The organism is Paracoccus sp. DMF-8 (assembly GCF_029309835.1).
Lineage (GTDB): Bacteria > Pseudomonadota > Alphaproteobacteria > Rhodobacterales > Rhodobacteraceae > Paracoccus.
In genome coordinates, this window is sequence record NZ_JARJHL010000018.1 from 202162 (window position 1) to 227523 (window position 25362).

At 65.4% G+C, this 25362-nt stretch carries 22 protein-coding genes; 6 read left to right on the forward strand and 16 right to left on the reverse strand.

Annotated features, from left to right (window positions below; all coding sequences use genetic code 11):
• The first annotated feature begins 10 nt into the window (after positions 1–10).
• On the forward strand, positions 11–820 hold the full coding sequence (locus PE067_RS21500; RefSeq protein WP_276191827.1) for an EcsC family protein: 810 nt from the start codon (positions 11–13) through the stop codon (positions 818–820).
• 17 nt (positions 821–837) lie between these two features.
• Here PE067_RS21500 and PE067_RS21505 read toward each other — a convergent pair whose 3' ends face one another.
• From PE067_RS21505 to PE067_RS21525, 5 genes are all read right to left on the reverse strand, one after another.
• Complete coding sequence (locus tag PE067_RS21505) at positions 838–1083, reverse strand: hypothetical protein (protein WP_276191878.1); 246 nt, start codon at positions 1081–1083, stop codon at positions 838–840.
• Positions 980–1819, reverse strand: a complete 840-nt coding sequence (locus PE067_RS21510; protein WP_276191828.1) for a PP2C family serine/threonine-protein phosphatase — start codon at positions 1817–1819, stop codon at positions 980–982. The genes PE067_RS21505 and PE067_RS21510 overlap by 104 nt, the downstream gene beginning before the upstream one ends.
• On the reverse strand, positions 1785–2555 hold the full coding sequence (locus PE067_RS21515; RefSeq protein ID WP_276191829.1) for a protein kinase: 771 nt from the start codon (positions 2553–2555) through the stop codon (positions 1785–1787). The genes PE067_RS21510 and PE067_RS21515 overlap by 35 nt, the downstream gene beginning before the upstream one ends.
• A gap of 59 nt (positions 2556–2614) precedes the next feature.
• Positions 2615–4267, reverse strand: a complete 1653-nt coding sequence (locus PE067_RS21520) for an OFA family MFS transporter (RefSeq protein ID WP_276191831.1) — start codon at positions 4265–4267, stop codon at positions 2615–2617.
• Positions 4268–4752: 485 nt separating this feature from the next.
• On the reverse strand, positions 4753–4968 hold the full coding sequence (locus tag PE067_RS21525) for a hypothetical protein (RefSeq protein WP_276191832.1): 216 nt from the start codon (positions 4966–4968) through the stop codon (positions 4753–4755).
• Positions 4969–5130: 162 nt separating this feature from the next.
• On the opposite strand from PE067_RS21525, the gene PE067_RS21530 reads away from it, so the two are divergent.
• The gene (locus PE067_RS21530; RefSeq protein WP_276191833.1) at positions 5131–6210 is read left to right on the forward strand and encodes a PA0069 family radical SAM protein; all 1080 of its coding nucleotides are present in this window, start codon (positions 5131–5133) and stop codon (positions 6208–6210) included.
• 254 nt (positions 6211–6464) lie between these two features.
• Here PE067_RS21530 and bmt read toward each other — a convergent pair whose 3' ends face one another.
• Both bmt and trpS read right to left on the reverse strand, forming a co-directional pair.
• The gene (gene bmt, locus PE067_RS21535) at positions 6465–7445 is read right to left on the reverse strand and encodes a betaine--homocysteine S-methyltransferase (RefSeq protein ID WP_276191834.1); all 981 of its coding nucleotides are present in this window, start codon (positions 7443–7445) and stop codon (positions 6465–6467) included.
• A 44-nt stretch (positions 7446–7489) separates the two neighbouring features.
• Positions 7490–8509 carry a tryptophan--tRNA ligase gene (gene trpS / locus PE067_RS21540; protein ID WP_276191835.1) on the reverse strand — a complete coding sequence of 340 codons (1020 nt, stop codon included), beginning with the start codon at positions 8507–8509 and terminating at the stop codon, positions 7490–7492.
• Between the two features lie 109 nt (positions 8510–8618).
• On the opposite strand from trpS, the gene PE067_RS21545 reads away from it, so the two are divergent.
• Positions 8619–9329, forward strand: a complete 711-nt coding sequence (locus tag PE067_RS21545) for a rhomboid family intramembrane serine protease (protein ID WP_276191836.1) — start codon at positions 8619–8621, stop codon at positions 9327–9329.
• A gap of 3 nt (positions 9330–9332) precedes the next feature.
• Here the strand turns inward: PE067_RS21545 and murJ are convergent, their stop codons facing one another.
• From murJ to PE067_RS21560, 3 genes are all read right to left on the reverse strand, one after another.
• The gene (murJ, locus tag PE067_RS21550) at positions 9333–10877 is read right to left on the reverse strand and encodes a murein biosynthesis integral membrane protein MurJ (protein WP_276191837.1); all 1545 of its coding nucleotides are present in this window, start codon (positions 10875–10877) and stop codon (positions 9333–9335) included.
• 13 nt (positions 10878–10890) lie between these two features.
• Positions 10891–13602 carry a [protein-PII] uridylyltransferase gene (locus tag PE067_RS21555; RefSeq protein ID WP_276191880.1) on the reverse strand — a complete coding sequence of 904 codons (2712 nt, stop codon included), beginning with the start codon at positions 13600–13602 and terminating at the stop codon, positions 10891–10893.
• Positions 13603–13682: 80 nt separating this feature from the next.
• Complete coding sequence (locus PE067_RS21560) at positions 13683–14885, reverse strand: penicillin-binding protein activator (protein ID WP_276191838.1); 1203 nt, start codon at positions 14883–14885, stop codon at positions 13683–13685.
• A 101-nt stretch (positions 14886–14986) separates the two neighbouring features.
• On the opposite strand from PE067_RS21560, the gene rsmI reads away from it, so the two are divergent.
• The 3 genes from rsmI to gshB all read left to right on the forward strand — a co-directional run bounded on the left by rsmI (position 14987) and on the right by gshB (position 17421).
• Positions 14987–15961 carry a 16S rRNA (cytidine(1402)-2'-O)-methyltransferase gene (gene rsmI, locus PE067_RS21565; RefSeq protein WP_276191839.1) on the forward strand — a complete coding sequence of 325 codons (975 nt, stop codon included), beginning with the start codon at positions 14987–14989 and terminating at the stop codon, positions 15959–15961.
• Entirely contained in the window at positions 15958–16374 is a 417-nt protein-coding gene (locus tag PE067_RS21570; RefSeq protein ID WP_276191840.1) for a YraN family protein, read from the forward strand. The genes rsmI and PE067_RS21570 overlap by 4 nt, the downstream gene beginning before the upstream one ends.
• 78 nt (positions 16375–16452) lie before the next feature.
• Entirely contained in the window at positions 16453–17421 is a 969-nt protein-coding gene (gshB, locus tag PE067_RS21575) for a glutathione synthase (protein ID WP_276191841.1), read from the forward strand.
• Between the two features lie 17 nt (positions 17422–17438).
• On the opposite strand, the gene PE067_RS21580 is transcribed toward gshB, so the two are convergent.
• From PE067_RS21580 to PE067_RS21605, 6 genes are all read right to left on the reverse strand, one after another.
• Positions 17439–18953, reverse strand: a complete 1515-nt coding sequence (locus PE067_RS21580) for a YifB family Mg chelatase-like AAA ATPase (RefSeq protein WP_276191842.1) — start codon at positions 18951–18953, stop codon at positions 17439–17441.
• A 230-nt stretch (positions 18954–19183) separates the two neighbouring features.
• Positions 19184–19510: a YnfA family protein gene (locus PE067_RS21585; protein ID WP_276191844.1), complete on the reverse strand. Its 327-nt coding sequence runs from the start codon at positions 19508–19510 to the stop codon at positions 19184–19186.
• On the reverse strand, positions 19507–21471 hold the full coding sequence (gene parE / locus PE067_RS21590) for a DNA topoisomerase IV subunit B (protein ID WP_276191845.1): 1965 nt from the start codon (positions 21469–21471) through the stop codon (positions 19507–19509). The genes PE067_RS21585 and parE overlap by 4 nt, the downstream gene beginning before the upstream one ends.
• 297 nt (positions 21472–21768) lie before the next feature.
• Positions 21769–22977, reverse strand: a complete 1209-nt coding sequence (locus PE067_RS21595; protein ID WP_276191846.1) for a membrane dipeptidase — start codon at positions 22975–22977, stop codon at positions 21769–21771.
• A gap of 63 nt (positions 22978–23040) precedes the next feature.
• A complete protein-coding gene (locus tag PE067_RS21600) occupies positions 23041–23511 on the reverse strand; it encodes a GNAT family protein (RefSeq protein ID WP_276191848.1) in 471 nt (156 codons plus the stop codon).
• Positions 23508–25343 carry a M3 family oligoendopeptidase gene (locus PE067_RS21605; RefSeq protein ID WP_276191850.1) on the reverse strand — a complete coding sequence of 612 codons (1836 nt, stop codon included), beginning with the start codon at positions 25341–25343 and terminating at the stop codon, positions 23508–23510. The genes PE067_RS21600 and PE067_RS21605 overlap by 4 nt, the downstream gene beginning before the upstream one ends.
• Between the last annotated feature and the right edge of the window lie 19 nt (positions 25344–25362).

Genomic DNA, 25362 nt, shown 5'->3' on the forward strand with positions numbered 1-25362 from the left:
AGCCGCGCCGATGAGCGAAAACAGACCGATGCGCACAGGTCAGGCGATTCTGCCGCCGATCACCGATCCGACCGTCCATGCCGAAATCGACCGGCTGGCGCGGCGCTATCTGGATGCCGGCGGCATCGGCATGGATCTGCTGCAAGCCATTGGCGGAAATGCCGAAACCCTGATCGAATATGTGCCGGCAGGGGTCCGCAAGCGGGTGGACCGGATCACCTATCGCGGGCTGAACCGCGCCTTTGACGCCGCCGCGAGCTCTCGCCGGGTGCTGCGGGACCGGGGGGCGATGTTCAACCGCCTGCTGTCGACCGTATCGGGGGCGGCGGGCGGGATCGCGGGCTTGGGCGGCGCGGTGCTGGAACTGCCGGTGACGATCACGCTGTTGCTGCGCGCCATTCTGGAAGTCGGCGCCGAGCATGGTTTCGACCCCGACACGGACGAGGTCAGGATCGAGGCGCTGCGGGTTCTGGCCTCTGCCGGGCCGCTGTCCGAGGATGACGCGACCGATCTGGGCCTGCTGGCGGCGCGGCTGTCGATCACCGGCCATTCGGTTCAGGGGCTGATCGCCAAGGTCGCGCCGAAACTGTCGATCTCTTTCGCGCAAAAGCTGGGCGCGCAGGCCGTGCCGATCCTGGGCGCGGTGGCGGGGGCATCGATCAACTATACCTTTGCGCGCTATTATCAGGAACTGGCGCGGGTCAATTTCGGCCTGCTGCGGCTGGAACATGAAACCGGCCTGCCGCGCGAGGCGCTGGTCGAGGCTTTCGAGATCCGCGTCAACCAGTTGCGCGCGCCGGTGTCGCGCAAGCGGCGCTGAGCGGCGGCTGAACGGGGCTAGCCCGGCAGTTTCGCCACGATCACGCTGGCATTGTCGGGCGCGCCGCGCCGCAGGATTTCGGCGATGATGCGGTCGGCGCCCTGCTGCGGATGTTCGGCGGCATCGACGATATCGGCAATCGCTTGCGGGCGCAGACCTTCAAAGGCGCCATCGCTGGCCACGATCAGAAAGCGGTCCTGTCGGGTAACCGGGATTTCGACCACCTGCGGCTGCTGGCTGATGACGGCGGCAAGCGCGGGCAGGCCAAGCGCCCGCGTCAGCGCAATCCCGCCCGAGCCATCCGGGGCGTGGACGCGCAACGGCCCCCAGCGGCAGCTCTTCGCCGCTGTCCATCACCCGCATCTCGCGCCGAATCTGGCCGCCGGCGGTTTCGATGCGCCGCGCCTCGGCTGCGTCGTCGGGGTGATGGGGATGGATCAGATCGCGCGGCCCGCCCGCACCCAGCAGGCAAGCGGGCGAATCGCCCAGCCAGCCCAGCCCGATCCGGCCGGGCCGCAGCACGGCGACTGTCGCCGTCGAGCCCGCCGTGACCACCGGGTCCAGCCGCCGGATCCGCGCCTGAAGATGGGCAAAGGCGTCCTTGATCGCGGCCGCGTCGTCATCCCCCGACCGTTCCAGACCCGACCGTTCCAGCGCATCGGCCAGAATCAGCGCCAGCGCGCGGGCTGAAAAGGCGGCGATCCGGTCGCCTCGAAACCCGTCAAAGACCGCAAGAATGCGCGCGTCGCTACGGTCGAGGACGCAGCAGGCATCCTCCATCCCGCGTCGCTTCAGCCCGATGGTCGCAGCCATGCCAAGCGTGGCAGGCAGGGGCAGGGGCGATGACGGGCGCGCGGCAGGCGCGAGGGGTGCCGGCGGGCCGAGAGCCGTCAGGATCTCGGCGAATTCGGGGCGTTGCGCCGGATCATGCGACAGGCAGCGCCGGGCCAGTGCGCCCAGATCCTCATCGGGGTGATGCCAGTGCGGGGCGCAGGCCATCTTCGGCCACGGCGGTTGCGAATTTCCCGGTCGTAAGCGCGCCGGGCACGCCAGAGGCGACCTGCGGAAACAGCCGCGCCCCGCCGTGGGCGACCTCGTGGATCAGGATGCCGAAAGCGAACAGATCGACCCGGTGGTCATAGGGCTGCGCGCTGTGCAATTCGGGCGCCATGTGAAACAGCGAACCCACGGGCGCGTTGATTACCGTTCCCGGCGTCAATTCGATGCTGCGGTCGAAATCGCCCAGCTTGACCTTCGGCAAGGCGCTGTTGTCAAAGACCAGAACATTTTCCGCCTTGAGATCGCGATGCACGATCCCGCGCTGGTGCAGCCCCGCCATTGCTGCGGCCACCTGCATCAGGATATGTCGAGCGGGCGCGCTTTCCAGCAGCTCCAGCTGGCGGTGCCGACCACGCAGGAAATGCGACAGCTCGCCAAAGGGGGCGAATTCATAGGCACGGGCCAGATGCCCGGATGTGCCCGAAATGCCCAGAAGCGCGACAACTCCGGGTGCCGCGCTGTCCATCAGACGCGCATAGATCGCCAGTTCCCCCGCGATGCTTTCGGCTTTTTCCCAAGGGGTCAGTTTCCAGATCCGTCCGGGTTGCGCGGGGTCGCGCACAGGGATTGTCGTATTCGCAAGCTTGCGCCCATGAGGCGCCGGAACCCGACCCGCATAGGGCAGGGAAATCAAGCGATCCGGGTTGTCGGGCGGGATCAGATGGAAACTGGCCATGTCTTTTCGTTTCAACAGGATAAGGCGCGCGCCGAAGGTATGCGGCGCGCACCCATATGTCAGTTCAGCAAGATTGCCGTCTTTGCGGCCGTCATTGTGATCCCCCACAGCAAGGGGATGCCAACCGCCGCCCAGGCCAGCGCCGTGACCAGATCAAAGCGGCCCCGGCCGATGCCATAAGAACCGTGATGCACCGGCATTGCCGCCTCGCCGGGGGTGGCGGCGTTCTTCATCACCCATTTTTCATTCACCGGGCGGACCAGCGCATTGGCGATCAGGCCGATCGCCAGAAAGCCCGCCAGAATATACATGGTGTTGTTGTAAACCAGCGCGCGGGGCACGCCCGCGCCGATCTGCGCCTCGCGGATATAGTTCACGACGACCGGACCGACGATGCCCGCCGTGGCCCATGCCGTCAGCAGCCGCCCGTGGATCGCGCCCACGAAACGCGTGCCGAAGATATCGGCCAGATAGGCGGGCACGGTCGAAAACCCGCCGCCATACATGGAAATGATGATGCAGATCATGCCGACGAACAGCGCCTGATTGCCCATCGCGGCGGCGCCTGGCGCCAGCGCGTAAAGCACGATCCCCAGACCGAAGAACAGGAAGCAGGTGGCCTTGCGCCCCAGCTTGTCCGAGGCCGAGGCCCAGAAGATCCGTCCCCCGATATTGAACAGCGACAACAGCCCGGCAAAGCCCGCCGCAATCGCGGCGATGGTGGCCTTCTGTTCCAGATCCAGCTGGGTGAATGACAGGTCCGGCAGGCCGATCAGCCGCCCGCCAAAGATTTCCTGCAGCATGGGCGAGGCCATGCCGATTACCCCGATCCCGGCCGAGACGTTCAGGCACAGCAGGATCCAGATCAGCCAGAATTGCGGCGTCTTGTGGGCGTCGCGCAGATGCACGTCATGGGCGGTGATCATCGCCGCCTTGGCGCTGGTGGCGGCGGCTTTCGGCTCCCATCCTTCGGGGCGCCAGCCTTCGGGCGGGACGCGGTAGCTGAAGGCGCCGGCCATCATGAAGACCAGATAGACTAGGGCCATGACCATGAAGCTTTGCCAGACCCCGACCGAATTCGCATCGGCGAAATGGTTCATCAGCCGGTCGGCCAGCGGTGCGCCGATCATCGCGCCCCCGCCAAAGCCCATGACCGCCATGCCGGTGGCCAGCCCGCGCCGGTCGGGGAACCATTTGATCAGGGTCGACACGGGCGAGATATAGCCCAGCCCCAGACCGATCCCGCCAATCACCCCCGACCCCAGCCACATCAGCCAAAGCTGATGCGTCATGACGCCGATGGCCGACACGACCATGCCGCCGCACCAGCACAGCGCGGCGACGACAGCCGCCTTGCGCGGGCCCGCGACCTCCAGCCAGCCGCCCCAGATCGCGGCGGAAGATCCAAGCAGAACAAAGAACAACGTATAGATCCAGCCCAGATCGGCGACCCGCCAGTCGCAGGTCGTCGTCACCATCGCCGACAGCAGCGACATGCCTTCGCAGGTCACCGGCTCGGTGATGCCGATGGCGCGCGACAGCGGCAACCAAAAGACCGAAAAGCCGTATGCCATGCCGATGCACAGGTGAATCGCCAGCGCGGCGGGTGGCACCAGCCAGCGGTTGAAGCCCGGTCTGGCGACGATTCTGGCTTTCGACAGAAGTGGTGGCCGGGCGCTGTCCGCGTCCCAGTTTTCCCGAGTGGTGGTCATTCCTTCCCCCTTGTGTTGCTCTGCCGGCATGAATGGCTTGGCCGGTCCCTCTCCTTACCGGCTGGCCGACATGCGGGCATGTTTCGTGCGCCGGTCGATGACCGGATCCGTGCGTGGTCCAAGGCAGCAGGGGGCCAGTCCCGGCGCTGGCCTGAACCAATGCCGGGTGCAATCCTGACCCGCGCGGGCGGCGGATTGAGTGTCGATCTGGGCTCCCCTCCCAGGTGCCTCGGAAATGCGAGGTGTCACCGATGACATACATAAGTTGCATGACAGCGCGCCACCGCTCCAATGGATTGTTTCAATGCCGCGATAGATCGCCTGCATGGGCGGGCGGTCAGGCAGGGCGCGCGTCATGCGCCTGAATCGGGGACGGCCTGACGTGGACAACCGACCCGTGCGGGCCGGTTGTGAGGGTAGGAATTCAGGTGATGATATGCAGGCAAGCGCCTGTCAGAAAACGAAAATCCGACAGCGGAGAGGGATCACTTGTCGTCGGGCAGGTGATAATGGCCGTCCGGGGCAGGGCGGTTTTGTGACCCCGCGTCAAGCCTGCCCGCCAGATGGGTCAGCAGCGCCGCGATCAGGGCGACAAGTCCCAGCAGAATGACCGGCACCCCCGCAGAAACAGCGGCCCAGATGGTCAATGCGGCTGCGGCAATCACGGCAACCAGCAACAGCAGGAAATGGGGCAGTGGCATCCCGACCTCTCGTTACATGACTGGAATATGGGGGCTCGCGCATCAAAGGAAAACCCGTCACATCGTCGCGCGTTCCGAAGTTCGCGAAAATTTGCCTGAATTCCGTTGCGGCGACCGGTTCGCGGGATTAATGTTCCTGTATTGTTCTGTTTGGTGCCCCAAATGCTGCCCCCTCGCAACCCCGATGAGATTCTCAAGGCGCGCGGCGCGGCCCATCGTCCCGCCGCCCGGTTCGAGCCTTATCACAGAATCCGCGAGGATGACGGCTGGAACACCGCGCCCCGTGAAAGCCTGCTGCGCACCGAGGTCAGCATCGAACGCGCGCGCAGCATCCTGACGCGCAACAACTCGCCCGATCTGGGTTTCGACCGTTCGGTCAATCCTTATCGCGGCTGCGAACATGGCTGCATCTATTGCTTTGCCCGGCCCAGCCATGCCTATCTGGGGATGTCTCCGGGGTTGGATTTCGAAACCCGGCTGATCGCGAAACCCGATGCGCCCGCGCTGCTGGAGCGCGAAATCGGGCGGCGTGGCTATGCGGTGGCGCCGATCGCCTTTGGCACCAATACCGACCCTTATCAGCCGATCGAATCGCAACATGGCATCATGCGCGGCTGTCTGCAGGTGCTGGCGGCGTGGAATCACCCTCTGGCGATCGTCACGCGCGGGGCAACGATCCTGCGCGATACCGATATCCTGTCGGCGATGGCCGCGCGGGGGCAGGTCTGCGTGGGCGTTTCGCTGACCACGCTTGACCCGACCCTTGCCCGCCAGATGGAGCCGCGCGCCCCCACGCCCGCGACCCGGCTGCGGATGATCCGGGGGCTGGCGGATGCGGGCGTCCCGGTCCGCGTCATGGTCGCCCCGGTCATCCCCGTCCTGACCGAGCCGGAGATCGAGCGCATCCTGTCAGCCGCCGCCGATGCGGGCGCGCGTTCGGCCAGCATGATCCCGCTGCGCCTGCCGCTGGAGGTCGCGCCGCTGTTTCGCGACTGGCTGGACCGGATCCATCCCGGCAAGGCCGCGCATGTCATGTCACGCATTCAGGCGATGCGCGGCGGCCGCGACAACGATCCGCGTTTCGGCAGCCGGATGCGCGGGCGGGGGATCGAGGCCGAATTGATGCGCCAACGCTTTCGCCTGGCCTTGCGGCGCCATGGGCTGACGCGCCAGGGGCCGGTGCTGGATTGCAGCCGCTTCGCCCCGCCGCCAAAGGCCGGGGATCAGCTTTCGCTGTTCTGACGCGCGGGTAGCGGCATCGCAAAGTGACGTCGGGGGCGGATGCCTGTTGATGTCGCCTTGTCTTGCACCCTGAAAAACAGGCACTGTCCGGCAGCAACCAGTAACCGCCGTTCGATGACGGCAACGGGCTATGGCGGCGGCCGGCGATGGCCCACCTTTCAGGTTTCGACAGAAATGGCCGCGACAACGATTTTTTGCTGGCCGGCGATGGGACAACCTTGCCGATCCGCGCCCGACGGGCGGCGTGGCGCCGCTCAATCCTCGTCGATCACCGCGCCGGAATCGATCATCGCCTGCCGCATCCGGGTCGAGATCGCCTCATCCGTCGGGCGCGGCCCGCGCGGGCGGTCGTTCAGGGCCTGATGCATCGCGGCCAGATGGGCGGGCGTGGTGCCACAGCAGCCGCCGATGATGCGGACGCCGACATCGCGGGCCAAAACCGCGAATTCCGCCATCACGGGGGGCGTCGCGTCATAGACAAGCCTGCCCGCCTGATAGCGCGGCACCCCGGCATTGGGCTTGGCGATCCACGGCCTTTCGCTGCCAGAGGCCGCGAAACCCGCCACCGCCAGCAGCAATTCGGCCGGACCGGTGCCGCAATTCGCGCCATAAGCCTGCGGCGCGGGGGACAGGCGTTCGACCTGCGCGGCAAGCTGCGGCGGGGTCACGCCCATCATCGTCCAGCCGCCCGGCTCGAAGCTCATCATCCCGCACCAGGGCAGGCCGGTTTCGCGCGCGGCGACGGCGGCGGCGCGCAATTCCTCGGCCGCGCTGATGGTTTCGACCCACAGCAGATCCGCGCCCCCGGCCTTGAGACCCCGGGCCTGTTCGACAAAGATTTCAGCCGCCTGCGCTTCGGTCAGGCGACCCATCAGCGCCATGATTTCCCCGGTCGGTCCCATCGAGCCCGCGACCAGAACCTTGCGCCCGGCGCGATCCGCAGCCCGACGCGCGAGGGTCGCGGCCGCGACGTTCAGGTCATGAACCCGCGCCTCGGCCTGCGCCAGCCGCAAGCGGCAGGCATTGGCGCCAAAGCTGTTCGTCAGCAGGATATCGGCCCCCGCCGCGACCATGGCGTGATGCAGGTCCGACACCTGTTCGGGATGGGTTTCGCACCACAGGTCCGGGGCCTGACCGGGGGGCAGGCCCATGTTGTAAAGGTTCGTCCCCATGGCGCCATCGGCAAGCAGCCAGTCGCGATGGGCCAGCAAGCGTCTCAGCGGGTCGTCGGCCACGTCATTCTCTCCTGCTCAGCAGCCGGGTCCACCGGCGAGGGGCCTTAGCGTGACCGGATCATGCCCATGATCTCCTTCGTCTTTTCGACGATGGGCTGGGCGATTTCGGTCGCGCGGTCGGCGCCTTTGCCAAGAATACGGTCGATTTCGGCCGGGTCACCCATGAAGTCGCTCATCCGCGTGGTGATCGGGGCCAGAACCGACACGGCCAGTTCGGCCAGGGCGGGTTTGAAGGCGCCAAAGCCCTGACCCTCGAAACGCGGCAGGATCTGATCGGGCGTTTCACCCGACAGCGCGGCGTAGATATTGACCAGATTGCGCGCCTCGGGGCGGTCGGCCAGACCATCGAAAGTGCCGGGCAGGGGATCGGCATCGGTGCGCGCCTTGCGGATTTTCTGCGCGATGGTGTCGGCATCATCGGTCAGGTTGATCCGGCTGGCGTCCGAAGGATCGGATTTCGACATCTTTTTCGACCCGTCGCGCAGGGACATGACGCGGGTTGCGCTGCCTTCGATCAGCGGCTCGGTGATCGGAAAGAATTCCTGCCCGTAGTCGTGGTTGAACTTGGCCGCGATGTCGCGGGTCAGTTCCAGATGCTGTTTCTGGTCGTCGCCCACCGGCACGGCGGTCGCGTGATAGGCCAGAATATCGGCGGCCATCAGCGAGGGATAGGCCAGCAGCCCAAGGCTGGAGTTTTCGCTGTTCTTGCCCGCCTTGTCCTTGAACTGGGTCATCCGATACATCCAGCCGACGCGGGCCACCGTATTGAAAAGCCACGCCAGTTCCGCATGCTGGCTGACCTGGCTCTGGTTGAACAGCACCGAAATCGCCGGGTCCACGCCCGCCGCCATGAAGGCCGCCGCGACCTCGCGCGTGTTGTGGCGCAGCTTTTCGGGGTCTTGCCAGACGGTGATCGCATGCAGGTCGACGACGCAATAGATGGTTTCGGCCCCGCTGCCCTGAAACCCGGCAAAGCGGCGCAGCGCGCCCAGATAGTTGCCAAGGGTCAGCCCGCCCGAGGGCTGGATGCCGGAAAAGATGCGCGGTTGAAAGGTCGTCTGCATGGACACTACCTGCTTGGAAAATCGTCAGGGCTGGCTTACCCCTTGACCCGGTCGGGCGCAACAGCCTGACATGACAGCCCGCATGACGACAGCCCGAAAGGAAGGCCCGATGCGCCCCGGATACGATCAATCCCCCCTCAACCCGGTGCCCGCCGTGGTCTGGATCCTGGCGCTGCCGGTCATCGCCACCGAGGCCGCCTTTGCGCTGGCGCAGTTCGGTTTTCTGGGCGGCGGGCAGGGCGCGGGGCTGGCCATGCGCATGATCGGGGTCGAACGCACGGCCTTTGTCCCCGAGATGGTGCTGCGGATGTGGAACCTGTTCACTTTTGAACCGTCGCAGGCCTATCGCATCCTGACCTATTCCTTTGTCCACCCGTCATTTCTGAACGCGGTCTTTGTCGTGGTCTTTCTGCTGGCGCTTGGCAATCTGGTCGCCAGCCAGTTCCGGCCCTGGGCGGTGCTGGCGCTGTTTTTCGGATCGGCGATTGGCGGGGCGCTGACCTATACGGTGGTGCGCGCGCTGTTTCCGCAATGGCAGTTTCCGCCGCTGATGGGGGGCTATCCGGCGGTTTACGGTTTCGTCGGTGCCTTCACCTTCCTGCTATGGGTGCGGCTTGGTCAGGAAAACGCCAACCGGATGCGCGCCTTTACCCTGATCGGGATGCTGCTGGCCTTTCAACTGGTCTTTGCCATCCTGTTTCAGGACGGCCGCCCGGTCTGGATCGCCGAGCTTGCCGGTTTTGCCTGGGGGTTTATCCTGTCCTTCGTCCTGATCCCCGGCGGCTTTGCCCGCGTGCGCAGCCAGTTGCGGCATCGCTGAGGCTTAGCGCTGGCGGCGCAGCCCCGATTTCAGATCGCTCAGCCGCACCGCGCCAAGGGCAATCGCCGCGGCCCCATAGGTGGCCATGCCGCCCAGAACCAGCCCGGCCAGCGCCAGATAGCGCAGGCCCGGCTGCTGGAACACCGGGTCAAGCACCCGGACCAGCGCAACCAGCGCCACCCCCATCACCGCCGATGCCGCGACGATACGGGGCAGGCGGCGGCGCAGCCGGTCGTCGACCTGCGCCGCCTCGCCCATCCGGCGGGTGCCCAGCCACAGTTGCGCGGCCATGGTCCAGCCCGCGATGGTCGTGCCCCATGCTGCCGCCGAAAAGCCGACAAGCGGCGCCAGACCGACCGCCAGCACGACATTGACGACCATCGACCAGAGCGCGAAACGGAATGGCGTGCGCGTGTCCTCGCGCGCGAAATACAAGGGTTGCAGGACTTTTTGCAGCACGAAGGCGGGCAGGCCCAGACCATAGATCGCCAGCGCCAATGCGGTGGGGCCAACGTCGGATGGCGCGAATGCGCCGCGCTGGAACAGCACGGAAATCAGCGGTCCTGCGGCGACGACCAGCGCAACCCCAGCCGGGATGGTCAGGAACAGCGCGAATTCGGTCGCGCGGTTATAGGCGTTGCGGCCGCCCTGAATATCCTCGGCCTTCAGCCTGCGCGAGATATCGGGCAGCAACACGATGCCGATGGCGATGCCGACGACGCCAAGCGGCAGTTGATACAGCCGGTCGGCATAGGTCAGCCACGAAATCGCCCCGTCAAAGAACGATCCGACCTGACGCCCGACCAGCAGGTTGACCTGCACGACGCCCCCCGCCAGCACGGCGGGGGCGGCGATGGCCAGCAGGTGGCGCATGTCGGGCGACAGGCGCGGGCGGCGCAGGCGCAGGGCAAAGCCCATGCGTTTCGCCGCGAACCAGACCACGGCAAGCTGCGCGATGCCGGAAACCGGCGTCGACCACGCCATGGTCAGCCCCATGTCCCAGCCAAGCCGGTCGGCCAGAACCATCGCGGCGATCAGGATCACGTTCATCAGCACCGGCGCCGATGCCGCAGCGACAAACCGACCGCCCGCATTCAGCAGACCCGACAGCAGCGCGGTCAGCGAAATGAACAGGATATAGGGAAAGCAGATCCGGCCATAGATCACCGCCAGATCGAAGCGTTCATCCCCCCGGAAACCCGCCGCCTGCGCATAGACCAGTAGCGGCATGGCGAAGTTCGCGATCAGGCACAGCACGATGACGACCGTGGCAAGCCCCGAAAACGCCTCTTCGGCAAAGGCACGGGGGTTTTCGCCGCTTTCCAGACGTTTGGAAAACATCGGGACGAATGCGGTGTTGAACGCGCCCTCGGCAAAGAAACGGCGGAACATATTGGGCAGGGTAAAGGCCACCAGATAGGCCTGCGCCACCGGGCCGGTGCCCAGAAAGGCCGCGATCATCATGTCGCGGACAAAGCCCACGACGCGGCTGAGCAGCGTCCAGGAACCCACGGACAGAAAGCCCCGGATCAGGCGGATCGGTTGCATGGTGGTCTCCGGTCTATTTGCCCGCGCGCTCGGCGCCTTTCTGGATGGCGTCGCGCAACCGGCGTTCCAGCGCCTCGCGGCGGTGGGCCTGATGCAGTTTCAGCCCGAAGGCGTCCTTGACGTAGAATGTATCGACCACCTGCGCGCCAAATGTCGCGATCACCGCGCTGACGATCTGGATGTGGTTTTCCGCCAGCGTCCGCGTCAGGTCATAGAGCAGCCCCGGACGGTCGCGGGTGTCGACCTCGATCAGCGTATAGATATCGCTGCCTTCGTTGTCGAAGGTGACATGCGTCGGAAAGCGGAATTCGGAATCGCGCTTTTTCACCTTGTCGCGCCCGGCCAGCGCCTCGCGCGCGACGACCTCGCCCTTGAGCGTGCGTTTGATCATCTGGCGCAGACGGGGCAGACGGTCGGCGTCATAGGGGCGACCTTCGATGTCCTGGGTCCAGAACACGGCGGTCGCATAGCCGTCCTTGGTCGTATAGGTGCGGGCATCGACGACATTCGCGCCGACCAGCGCCAGCGCCCCCGCCAGCCGCGAGAAAATCCCCGGATGGTCGGCCAGAACAAAGGCCGCGCGGGTCGCATCGCGGTCGGTGTCGGGGTGCAGGTCGATGCGGACCTCGTCATCGGCGGGCGGCTGGCGCAGCATTTCGGCAAAGACCGCCTGCGTATAGGTCGGCAGGCCCGGCCAGTAGCTTTCGTAATGACGGGCCAGTTCGTTTTTCAGCTCGCGCGGCTCCCAGCCCTTGGCGGTCAGCAGGTGACGCAGGGCGCGTTTGGCTTCGCCGGTGCGCTTGTCGCGGTTCAGCTCCTCCAGCCCGCTTTCCAGCGCGATGACGGTTTCCTGATGCAGGCGGCGGATCAGCATCGCTTTCCAGTTGTTCCATGTGCCGGGGCCGACGCCGCGAATGTCGCAGACGGTCAGCACGGTCAGCAGGTCCAGCCGCTTGCGGGTCTTTACCGCCTTGGCGAAATCGCGCAGCGTGCGCGGGTCGGAAATGTCGCGTTTCTGCGCCACATCCGACATCAGCAGATGGTTGCGCACCAGCCATTCGATGGTTTCGACCTCATCGACCGGCAGGCCGAAACGGGTGGCAATCCGGCGCGCGATGCGGGCGCCCAGGATCGAGTGATCCTCGGGGCGGCCCTTGCCGATGTCGTGAAACAGCACGGCCAGTGTGATCACACGGCGGTTGACGCCGCTTTTGCGCATGATCTCGGACACCAGCGGCAGGTCTTCGGACAGCTTGCCGCGTTCGATCGCGGCAAGGGCGGCGACGCATTGGATCAGATGTTCGTCCACCGTGTAATGGTGATAGACGTTGAACTGCATCATCGCCACGACCGGCGCGAATTCCGGGATGAAGGCGGCCAGCACGCCCAGTTCGTTCATCCGCCGCAGGCTGCGTTCCGGGTTGCCGTGTTTCAACAGCAGGTCCAGAAAGATCCGCACCGCCTCGGGGTTGGCGCGCATGTCGTCGTCGATCAGGAACAGATGCGAGGCGACCAGCCGCATCGCCTCGGGGTGGATGAGGATGCCGGTGCGCAGGGCCTCCTCGAACAGGCGCAGGATGTTCAGGGGATCGCTGAGAAATTCGGTTTCATCCGCGATGTTCAGCCGCCCGCGATCCTCGCGGAAACCGGCGCGGATGCGGCGGCGCTTGCGGAACAGGACATTCAGGATCGGCGCCTTGTAAAGATGGCGGTTTTCCAGCGCGACCAGAAAGACGCGGGTCAGTTCGCCGACGCGGGTGGCGTGCAGGAAATAATCCTGCATGAAGATTTCCACCGCGCGGCGCCCGCCCTGATCGCGATAGCCCATGCGGCGCGCAACCTCGACCTGCATGTCGAAGGTCAGCTGATCCATCGGACGCCCCGCGATCAGATGCAGGTGGCAGCGCACGGCCCACAGGAAATCCTCGGCCTGCCAGAAGGTCAGATGTTCTTCGCGCGTGAAGAAACCCAGATCGACCAGTTCGGCGGCGCGGTTGACGCGGTGGATGTATTTGGCGATCCAATACAGCGTCTGCAGATCGCGCAGGCCCCCCTTGCCCTCTTTGACGTTGGGTTCAAGGACATAGCGCTGGCCACCCTGACGGCGGTGGCGGCCGGAGCGTTCGGCCAGCTTGGCCTCGATGAATTCGGGGACGGTGCGGTCGAACAGATCGGTCCACAGACGTTCGCGCAACTGTTCGCCGGTCTGGGCATCGCCGCAGATCAGCCGGTGTTCCAGCAGGCTGGTGCGGATCGTCATGTCCTCGGCCGCAAGGCGCAGGCAGTCGTCGATGGAACGGGTCGATTGCCCGACCTTCAGTTTGAGGTCCCACAGCATGTAAAGCATCGATTCAACGACGCTTTCGACCCAGCCCCCGACCTTCCACGGGGTCAGGAACATCAGGTCCACATCGGATCTGAAGGCCATTTCCGCGCGTCCGTAACCGCCGATGGCCAGCACCGCCAGCCGTTCGGCATCGGTGGGATTGGTCTGGCGGTGCAGGATCGTGGTTGCGACATGATGGACCGCGATCACGGTCGCATCGGTCAGCGCGGCCATCGCGCGCACGGTTTCGCGGGCGGCGCGGGGATGGGTGTTGAAACCCGTCTCGATCCGGGCCATGGCCTCGTCGCGGGCCTCGGCCAGCAGCGATACCGTGGCGGCGCGGATCACGCGCGGATCGGCCAGCCCCTGTAGGACGCCCTCCAGACGCGGCAGAAAGATTTCGGGATCGAACAACGCATGCGCCCCGGGCAATGCCGGGGCGCTTTGCAGCGGGGTGTCGATGGGTGGGTTGGTCAAGATCAGAACCCGAAGCCACCAAAGCTTTGCGGCGCGGGGTCAAGAATGACCAACTGGCCGTTGCGCACCGTCGCAACCGACAGGGCGCGTTCATTGGTGCCGTCACGCTTCAGCCGGAAGGTGCCGTTGATGCCCTTGAAGCCCGAGCTTTGCGTCAGCCCCGAGGTGGTCAGCGCATTGCGGTTGCCCGCCCGCACCAGCGCCGAGATCGCGGCAACGCCGTCATAGGCCAGCGAACCCAGCTCATGCGGGGCCTCGCCATAGGCGGAACGGTAACGCTGGTCGAATTGCGCCTTCATCCGGGTGTCGGGCACGGCGAACCAGCCGCCCTGAACCCCCGGCAGTTGCAGCCGCGCGGCGGGCTGGTCCCAACGGGTCAGACCGACCATCTGGGTGCTGGCCGCGTTGACGCCCGCGCCGTTCAGCTTGTCCAGCAGATAGGGCAGGACCGCGCCCTGATTGGCCGTCACGAAAACAGCATCGACATTGCCCGACCCCACGGCCGAGGCGACATTCGGCACGATCCCGTCGATCCCCGAGGTCGACACCGGATGAACCGCCTTGCCCGCCAGCACCGCGCCATTGGCGCTGATGGCGCCCTCGATCGCGCGTGAGGCGACCTGACCCGCCGTGTCATCTTCGGCGACCAGCAGGATCCGGCGCTTGCCGTTCCGGACGCCGTAGCGGATCAGCCGGTTCGCGACGTTGTCAAAGGTATTGCCCAGCACAAAGACGTTGCCACCCGCGATATCGGCATTGTTGGAAAAGGACAGCACGTTCACGCCACGCGGCGCGACGGTATTGCCGACGGCATTGGCGCTGTCGGCGAACAGCGGGCCAAGGATGATCTTGGCGCCTTCATCGACGGCACGGTTGGCGCTGGCGACGGCCTGCCCGGGTTCGGAACCGGCCTCGTAGATACGCAGGTCGATGGTCGCGCCCTGCGCGTCCGCCGCCGCCATGCGCGCCGAATTGGTCAGCGACCGCGCCAGCCAGTCCAGATCGGCGCTGCCGGTTCCGGCGGGCACCAGAAGCGCCACGGGCACGGGCTGACGCGGGTCGATCTGCTGCCCGGTCTGCGTCCCGCTGCTGCCCATCGGGCCAGCCTGGCAACCCGCCAGGAACAGCGCCGTTGCAACCGCACCCAACCGGGCCAGAGGACGGCGCATCAGGGTCGCGCCACGCATCGTTTCGATGAAAGACATTCTGTGATTCCCCGCGACATTCTGATCAAGACTTAACGCGGGAACAGTATTGGCATAAACCCGGCAAGGCAACTTTGCGGATCATGCGAAAAGGACATCCCATGCGAGAACCGGCAGAAACGGGACGTCACCGGGGCAGGGCCGCAACCGCATCCGCCGGGGCAGAGCAGCCGGACCCGACCCCCGCCCGGCCGACCCCCGCCCGGCCCGTCGCCGCCAGCATTCAGGCGCAGCGGCTGGACCCCGGCCTGCATCTGGTCGCCACCCCCATCGGCACGGCCCGCGACATCACGCTGCGCGCGCTGGATGTGCTGAACAATGCCGACGTGCTGGCGGCCGAAGATACCCGCGTGCTGCGTCACCTGATGGAAATCCACGGCATCGCGCTGCGCGGGCGCCGCCTGATCGCCTATCACGACCATAACGGCGACCGCGCCCGCCCGGCGATCATGCGCGCGCTGGCTGATGGCTTCAGCGTCGCCTATGCCTCGGATGCGGGAACGCCGCTGGTCGCGGATCCGGGCTATCGGCTGGCGCGGGATGCGGCAGAGGCCGGCGCGCGCGTCCATGCCGTGCCCGGGCCTTCGGCGATGCTGGCCGCGCTCAGCGTCGCGGGGCTGCCAAGCGACCGGTTCATCTTTGTCGGGTTTTCGCCGTCCGCGCGGGGGGCGCGCAAACGCTGGATCGCGGAATGGGCGGGGATCGACGCCACCGTGATCCTGTTCGAAAGCCCAAGGCGTGTTAGGGGTTTCTTAGAGGATCTGGGCGAAACTGAACCAGATCGGGAAATCGTCATCTGCAGGGAGCTGACCAAGAAATTCGAGGAAATCATCCGGGGCACGCCGCTGACCCTGCTGGAAACCCTGCCCGACGAAGGTTTGCGGGGCGAGGTGGTGATCCTGTGCGACCGGCCCGTCCGGTCGGCGCCGGATCAGGGCGATGTGACAGACGCGCTGCGCGCTGCGCTGGAACGCGGCAGCGTCAAGGATGCGGCAACCGAAATCGCGGCGCGCTTTGGCCTGCCGCGCAAGGAAATCTATGCCCAGGCCATCGCATTGGCAAAGGAACGGGAATGATCAATCAGGGTCCGGCACAGAATCCAGCCCAGAATCCGGCACAGACGCAGCGTCGCTGGAACGGTGCCTTGGGGCACGCTGCGGGCAAGCTGGCCGAAGAGGCGGTCGTGCGCCATTACCGCGATATGGGGCTGGTCCTGCTGGCCACGCGCTGGTGCGGGGCCTGGGGCGAAATCGACCTGATTTTCCGCGACGGCCACATGATTGTCTTTGTCGAGGTGAAAAAGGCCCGCGACCATGACGCTGCTGCGGCGCGGCTGTCGCGCCGCCAGATGGAGCGGATCTGCATCACCGCACAGGACTTCATGGCCGGGATGCCGGACGGCAACGACACGCCGATGCGCTTTGATGCCGCGCTGGTCGATCGCGACGGCAATATCCGCATCATCAGGGGCGCCTTTGGTCAGGGCTGACGGGTTTGCCAGCCTGTCGTGGCTTGCATCCCCCGCCCCCAGGGTTCAGAAATGCCGCGAAAAGCGGTGGAGAACCTGATGAGCCTGTATGTCGCCCTGCAGATGGACCCGGTCGAGGATGTCTCGATCAACGCCGACAGCACCTTTCGCCTTGGCATCGAGGCGCAGGAACGCGGGCACCGGCTGTTCCAATACACCGCCGACCGCCTGATCTATTCCGAGGGCCGCGTGCTGGCACATGGCCGCCCGATCACCCTGCGCCGCGAACAGGGCGATCATGTCACGTTCGGCGAATGGCAGGCGGTCGATCTGCGCGATTTCGACGTGGTCTGGCTGCGGCAGGACCCGCCCTTCAACATGTCCTATATCACCTCGACCCATCTGCTGGACCGGGTGCGCGATGAAACGCTGGTCGTCAATGACCCGTTCTGGGTGCGGAACTCGCCGGAAAAGCTGCTGGTGCTGGACTTTCCCGACCTGACGCCGCCGACGCTGATCACCCGCGATGTCAATGACCTGCGCGATTTCCGTGCCCGTCATGGCGATATCATCGTCAAGCCGCTTTATGGCAATGGCGGGGCGGGGGTGTTCCATCTGCGTCCCGACGATCCGAACCTGTCCTCGCTGCTGGAAACCTTCACCGCGATCAACCGCGAGCCGGTGATCGCGCAGAAGTATCTGGCTGCGGTCACGCAGGGCGACAAGCGCGTCATTCTGGTCGATGGCGAACCCGTCGGCGCGATCAACCGCGTCCCCGCCAAGGGCGAGGCGCGGTCGAACATGCATGTCGGCGGCCGCCCCGAACAGATCGGGCTGAGCGACAAGGATCTGGAAATCTGCCGCCGTATCGGCCCGGTCCTGCGTGAAAAGGGGTTGCTGTTCACCGGCATCGACGTGATCGACGGCTGGCTGACCGAAATCAACGTGACCTCGCCCACCGGCATTCAGGAGTTGGAGCGTTTCGACGGTATCAACGCCGCCGCGCTGATCTGGGATGCGATCGACAGGCGGTTGGCCGAACGGGGGCGGCTGGCGAAACGGGGCTGAACCGGGGCGCGCCGGCCCTAGCCACCCGGCACAAAGGCCAGCCTGTATCCGATGGCCTCGGCCAGATGCGGCGCGCGGACATCGGCGGAACCGTCCAGATCCGCGATGGTGCGCGCCGTGCGCAGGATGCGGTGATAGCCGCGCGCCGTCAGTCCCAGCTTTTCGGCGGCGCGGTTGATCAGGTCGCGCCCCTCGGCATCGGGGGTGGCGATCTCCTCCAGCACGCTGCCAGAGGCATCGGCATTGACCCGCAGCGATGCGCTGTCGCCAAATCGCCTGCTTTGCACGGCCCGCGCCGCCGCCACGCGGGCGGCGACCGGGGCGGTCGGCTCGGCACTGGCCTTGCTGTCCAGATCGGCGATGCTGACGGCGGGAATTTCGATGCGCAGATCGAAACGGTCCATCAGGGGGCCGGAAATCTTGCCCATGTAATCGGTCCCGCAGCCCGGAACCCGTGCGCAGGACCGCGCCGCATCCGCCAGATAGCCGCAGCGGCAGGGGTTCGCGGCGGCGATCAGCAGAAAGCGGCAGGGGTAGCGGATATGGGCATTGGCGCGGGCAACCACGACCTCTCCGGTTTCGATGGGCTGGCGCAGGGTGTCCAGCACATGGCAGGGAAATTCGGGCAATTCGTCCAGAAACAGCACGCCATTATGGGCAAGGCTGATCTCGCCCGGCTGCGCGCCGCGCCCGCCGCCGACGATGGCCGCCATCGAGGCGGTATGGTGCGGATCGCGAAACGGCGCCTCTCGCGAGATGCCGCCGCCCTGCAAAAGCCCCGCCAGCGAATGGATCATCGAGGTTTCCAGCGCCTCGGCCGGTGACAGCGGGGGCAGGATGCCGGGCAGCCGCGCCGACAGCATGGATTTGCCCGCGCCCGGCGGGCCAACCATCAGCAGATGATGACGGCCAGCGGCGGCGATTTCCAGCGCGCGGCGCGCCTTTTCCTGTCCGCGCACATCGGCAAGGTCGGGATGGGTTGCGGCTTTCGGGGCCTCGGCGGGCAGCGCGCGGGCCAGCGGCGCGCGCCCGCCCAGATGGTTGATCGCATCCAGCAGGGTTCGGGCGGCCAGAACCGGCACGCTGTCGATCCATGCGGCCTCGCCGCCACAGGGGGCGGGGCAGAGCAGGGCGCGGTCATCCTCGGCAGCGGCAACTGCGGCGGGCAGCGCGCCCGCGACGGTGACGATCCGCCCGTCCAGCGACAATTCCCCCAGGGAAACAATGCGTTCCAGTTCCTCCGCCGGGACGATTTCCAGCGCGGCGAGGATTGCCAGCGCAATGGGAAGGTCGAAATGCGCCCCCTCTTTCGGCAGGTCGGCGGGGGACAGGTTGACCGTGATCCGGCGCGAAGGCATCGCCACCGAAATCGCATTGAAGGCCGCGCGGACCCTTTCGCGCGCCTCGCTGACCGCCTTGTCGGGCAGGCCCACGATGTTGAAGGCGGGCAGACCGTTGGCGACCGCACATTGGACCTCGACCAGCCGGGCCTCGACCCCTTCGAAGGCCACCGAATACGCGATTGTCGCCATGTTCATCCCGCACACCAAACCTGTGGAATGGTTAACAGCGGGCGGCTTAAAAAAAGGTTAACGCGGCAGCTGTCTTTGGACCGCCGGATGGCTGACGGTTCGGCGTTGCGTGCATCGACGGGCATGGCCCTTGTCGCGCGGACAGGGGTTCATCGGAATAGGCCGACATGAACGACATGGGCCGGTCACTGCGGACGATTGCCCGCGCCATCCGAAAAACAGATGAATTCCTAGTTTTTCAAAAGGATAACGGCCGCGCCGGTGACGCAGAGGGTGGCGCCCAGAAGGTCCCATCTTGTCGGGTTCTGGCCTTCGGTCAGCCACAGCCAGCCGATCGAGGCGGTGACGTAGATCCCGCCATAGGCGGCATAGGCGCGGCCGGCGAAATCGGTGTCGATATGGGTCAGCAGCCAGGCGAAAAGCGCAAGGCAGGCCATGCCGGGCACCAGCCACCAGACCGATTTCCCCAGCCTCACCCATGCCCAGAAGGCAAAGCAGCCGGCGATTTCGGCCAATGCGGCCAGCACATAGATCGCGATCGGCCCGGCAAGGGTCAAACGTCCAGTTCCTCGACGAATTGGGCGTTTTCCTGAATATACTGGAACCGCAGTTCCGGTTTCTTGCCCATCAGCCGCTCGACCAGATCGCCGGTTTCGCCGCCCTCTTCCTCGTCGATGGACACCCGGATCAGCTTGCGCGTCCTGGGGTTCATCGTCGTGTCCTTCAGGTCCTTGGCGTCCATTTCGCCCAGACCCTTGAAGCGTTGCACGTCGATCTTGCCCTTGCCGCCGATGCCCTTGGCCAGCATCGCCTCTTTCTCGGCATCGTCCGAGACGTAGATGCGTTGCGCACCCTGCGTCAGACGATAGAGCGGCGGGCAGGCCAGATACAGGTGCCCCTTGTCGATCAGCGGGCGCATCTGGGTAAAGAAAAACGTCATCAGCAGGCTGGCGATATGGGCGCCATCGACATCCGCATCGGTCATGATGATGATCTTGTCGTAACGCAGATCGTCGATGTTGAATTTCGTCCCCATGCCGACGCCAAGCGCCTGACACAGATCGGCAATTTCCTGATTGGTGCCCAGCTTGGAACTGGCCGCGCCCAACACGTTCAGGATCTTGCCCTTCAGCGGCAAAAGCGCCTGAGAGGTGCGTTCGCGCGCCATCTTGGCGCTGCCGCCCGCGCTGTCACCCTCGACGATGAACAGCTCGGTGCCCTCGCGGTTGGTGGCCGAGCAATCGACCAGCTTGCCGGGCAGGCGCAGCTTTTTCGTAGCGGATTTGCGGGCGGTTTCCTTTTCGGCCTTGCGGCGCAGGCGTTCCTCGGCGCGCAGGACCAGAAAGTCCAGAATGGCGCCCGCCGATTTCGTATCCGCCGCCAGCCAGTTGTCGAAATGGTCGCGGACGGCGCCTTCGACCAGCCGCTGCGCCTCGACCGTGGCCAGACGATCCTTGGTCTGGCCGACGAATTCCGGCTCGCGGATGAAGCAGCTGACCAGCGCACAGCCGCCCGTCAGCAGGTCGTCGCGGGTGATATTGGCGGCTTTCTTATTGTTGATCAGATCGCCATAGGCGCGGATGCCGCGCAGGATGGCGGACCAGAAACCGGCCTCATGCGTGCCGCCTTCGGGTGTCGGGACGGTGTTGCAATAGCTTTGGATGAAGCCGTCGCGCGACGGCGTCCAGTTGATCGCCCAATCGACCTTGCCCGGCGTGTTGAATTTCTCGGTGAAATCGACGCTGCCCGCAAAGGGCCGGTCGGCATAGGTCGAGGAATTGCCCAGGACCTCGGTCAGGTAATCAGCCAGGCCGCCGGGGAAATGGAACACGGCCTCTGCCGGGGTTTCGCCGTCGTCGATGGCGGATTTCCAGCGGATCTCGACGCCGGAAAACAGATAGGCCTTGGATTTCACCATCTTCATCATGCGCGCGGGCTTGAAACGATGATGGCCAAAGATCTGTTCGTCGGCGTGGAAGGTCACGGTCGTGCCGCGCCGGTTCGGGGCGGCGCCGATCCTTTCGACCGGGCCTTGCGGGATCCCGCGCGAAAAGCGCTGCTCGAACAGTTCCTTGTTGCGCGCAACCTGCACCACCATCAGATCGGACAGCGCGTTCACGACCGAAGCGCCCACCCCGTGCAACCCGCCCGAGGTCTGATAGGCATCGCCCGAGAACTTGCCGCCCGCGTGCAGGGTGCACAGGATCACCTCCAACGCGGACTTGCCCGGAAATTTCGGGTGCGGATCAATCGGGATGCCGCGCCCGTTGTCGCGGATGGTGACGCTGTAGTCGTCATGCAACTCGACCTCGATGCGGCTGGCGTGACCGGCCACTGCCTCGTCCATCGAGTTGTCCAGGATTTCCGCGACCAGATGGTGCAGCGCCCGTTCATCCGTGCCGCCGATATACATGCCGGGGCGTTTGCGGACGGGCTCCAGCCCCTCCAGCACCTCGATCGAGGCGGCCGAATAGCTTTCGGCGGTCGTGTCTTGGGCGGGAAAAAGATCGTCTGCCATCTGCTGCTCGTCTTCTGTTTGGGCGGCTTTATCTCATGCCGGGGCGCTTGGGGGCAAGGGCTGGCGTGGCGGGTGCGTCAAGGGGCAGGGGGATTGCTGTCGGTTTGCGCAGAATGTTGTGGTCAAAGGCCCGCCGCGCCGCAACCGCCCGAGGCCGCCCCGTGCCGGGATCAAGCCCTGCACAGGCCGGTTTCCATCACCCGCAAGACCGATCCGCTGATCGTCTGCCATGCCAGCCATGTCGCCCACGGTTCGGGTCGTTGTCCGGCTGCCGTCACGCCATCCGGGACGGCAGGGTCATTCCGGCAGATGTTCCGACAGAAAGCGCATCATATTGCCGCCCATGACCTTTTCGATCTGGGTTTCCGTCAGCCCCGCATCCATCAGGGCCTGGGTCAGCACCACCAGATGCGCCGCATCGAAAGGCGCATCGACCGAACCGTCGTAATCCGAACCAAGCGCGACGTGATCCTCGCCCACGAGCCGGATCGCCGCGCGGATCGAGGCGGCGATATCGGCGGGCCGCGACCCGCAGTTGACATCCGTCCAGTAACCGATGCCGATGATCCCGCCCTTGCGCGCGATCTCGCGGACCAGATCATCGGACAGATTGCGCGGGCTGGCGCATCGGCCGTGGATCCCGGTATGCGACAGGATCGGCACGACGCCGGGCAGATCGACGACATCGCGCACCATCTGCGGCGAGGCATGGGCCAGATCGACGATCATGCCGCGTTCCAGCATATTGGCGATGACATTGCGGCCAAAGGGGCTGAGGCCCTCGCCCTCGCGGCCCGTCTCTCCGTGCAGGCTGCCGCCCAGTTCGTTTCCGTGCAGGCTGCCGCCCAGTTCGTTGTCGAAGAAATGGGTCAGGCCGATGATGCGGAAACCGGCCTCGTCCAGCCGGGCGAGATTGGCCAGATCGCCTTCCAGCGGATGGCCGCCCTCGCTGCCCAGGATGCTGCCGACAGTTTTCGCACCGCCTGCGCGTGCGGCCAGCAGATCCGCCAGATCGCCGCGCGTGCGGATGACGCGCAGCGCCTGCGGGTCGCGTTCGGCGGACAGATGCAACTGCCGTGCCTGTTCCAGCGCGCGGGCCAGCAGGCTGTTCCATGTCGCGATGGGGCGCAACTGGCCGATGAACAGCCGGGTGATGTTGTCGGGGGCATCCGCGCTGTTCTGGCTGTAATTCTGGCCCTTGGGGCTTTTCGTGACGGTGGTGAAGACCTGCACGGCGACATTGCCCTGCGCCAGTCGCGGAATGTCGGTATGGCCGCGGTCGACACGTTCCAGCAGGTCGCGATCCCACAGCAGCGCGTCGGAATGCAGGTCGCCGATGACCAGCCGTTCATGCAGGGCGCGCGCCTGATCGCTGACGGGCCAGGTTTCGGGCGGGACGGTGACCGGGTTCAGGCTGCGTTCCATATAGGCGGGGCCCCAGATCAGCACCACGGCCACGGCCAGCACGGCCAGCATCAGAATTCCCCCGATTATCCGTTTGATCATGTCGCCGGTCTGCCCTTGCTTTTGCTCTTTGCGCGCGAGGATAGGGCAATGCGCGACCAAGGGCTAGCCAAGCGGCAGGCGCAGGACATGTTGCGGCCCGATCTTGCCACCGTGGTACAATTCTCCGCCATCGACGAAGCCCGCCGACAGATAGACGGCCCGCGCGGCCCCGTTGATGACATTCACGGTCAGAACCAGATTGGCGGCGCCCGTGTAGCGCGCAGAGATATAGGGCCGCAGCAGCGCCATCGCCGCCTTGCCCGTGCCCTTGCCCTGTTCGCGCGCGTCGATCATCACGCCGCGCAAGCCGATGTCATCCGGCGCGGCAAAGGGGGAATGCAGGGGAAAGGCCCGGTCGATCTTGAAGAAGCCGACCGGGTGCAGGTCGCGCAGGATCATGTGGAAATCGCAGCCGGGTTCATCGGCCGCGAAATGATCGGCAATCGTGCCGCAGAACCTTTCCTGATCGGGGCGCACGGCGATATGGGCGACGGTCGCGATGCCGTCGCGCGAGACCGGTGCCAGCGTGATCACGATTCGAGCTTTTCAAGCTCGTCGATCAACCCCTCGATCATCGCCAGCCCCTTGCCCCAGAAAGCGGGATCGGTCGCGTCCAGACCGAAGGGGGCCAGCAGTTCCTTGTGATGCTTGGACCCGCCCGCCTTCAGCAGGTCGAAATATTTCTGCTGGAAATCGGGAAGCCCGTCTTCGTAGGCGGCATAAAGCGCGTTCACCAGCCCGTCGCCGAAGGCATAGGCATAGACGTAAAACGGCGTGTGGACGAAATGCGGGACATAGGTCCAGAAGGTTTCATAACCGGGCATGAATTCAAAGGCATCGCCAAGCGATTCCCCCTGCACGGACATCCAGATCGCATTGATATCCTCGGGCGTCAGTTCGCCTTGGGCGCGGGCGGCATGCAGCCTGCATTCGAAATCGTAAAACGCGATCTGGCGCACGACCGTGTTGATCATATCCTCGACCTTGCCCGCCAGCAGGGCCTTGCGCTGGACGGGATCGGAGGTCTTTTTCAACAGCGCGCGGAAGGTCAGCATCTCGCCAAAGACGGATGCGGTTTCCGCCAGCGTCAGGGGCGTCGAGGCCAGCAATTCCCCCTGCGCCGCCGCCAGCCGCTGGTGGACGCCGTGGCCCAGCTCATGCGCCAGCGTCATCACGTCGCGCGGCTTGCCCAGATAGTTCAGCAGCACATAGGGGTGAACGGTGGTCACGGTCGGATGGGCAAAGGCGCCGGGTGCCTTGCCCGGCTTGACGCCCGCGTCGATCCAGCCCCGGTCAAAGAAGGGCCGGACCAGATCGGCGAGTTCGGGCGAGAAACCGGCATAGGCGTCCAGGACGATGGCCTCGGCCTCGGGCCATGCGATCAGGCGCGGCGTTTCGGTCGGCAGGGGCGCGTTGCGGTCCCAGATCTGCAGCTTGTCCAGCCCCAGCCAGCGCGCTTTCAGCCGGTAATAGCGATGCGACAGGCGCGGATAGGCGGCAACGACAGCATCGCGCAGGGCCTGCACGACCGCAGGCTCGACAGCATTCGACAGGTGGCGCGAGGTTTGCGGCGTCGGCATCTTGCGCCAGCCATCCTCGATCGCCTTTTCCTTGATCAGGGTGTTATGAATACGCGAAAAGAGTTTGATGTTTTTGGGAAAAACCTTGGCCAGCGCCTTGGCGCCAGCCTCGCGGCGGTCGCGGTCGTGGTCGGTCAGCAGGTTCAGCGTCGCTTCCATGCCCATCTCTTCGCCCTCGACCTCAAAGGTCAGGGCGGCGGTGGTTTCGTCGAACAAACGGTTCCAGGCGGCTGCGCCGACAACGGAATTGTCGTGCAGGAATTTTTCCAGCTCATCCGAAAGCTGATAGGGGCGCATGGCGCGCATCCGGTCGAAAACCGGTTTATAGCGCGCGGGGCCTGCCGGGTCGGAAAAGGTCTGATTATAGGATGAGTTGGATATCCTGTTGAATTCCAGCGAGAAAAATACAAGATTCGTGGTCAGGATGGTGATCTTTTCCTGCAGGTCGCCCATCAGCTTGGCGCGTTCCGCATCGGTGGTGTTCTGGTAATAGCGCAGCCCGGCAAAGGACATCAGCCGCCCGGCCAGAATGTCGATCAACTGATAGGATTCGACGCAGGCCAGCATATCGGCGGGCGACAGCTTGGCCAGCCGGCCTTCGTAACGCTGCGAAAAATCCTTGCAGGCCTGTTCCAGCGCCGCCAGATCGCGGGACAGTTCCGGGGATTCCGGGCTGGGGTAAAGATCGGTCAGGTCCCATTCGGGCAGATTGCCAAGCGGAAGGGCGTCACCGCCTGCCGGGTTGAGATCGCGCGGAAGGATGCGGTGCAGGCTTGCGGGGATCATTCTGGTTCCTTTCGTTTGA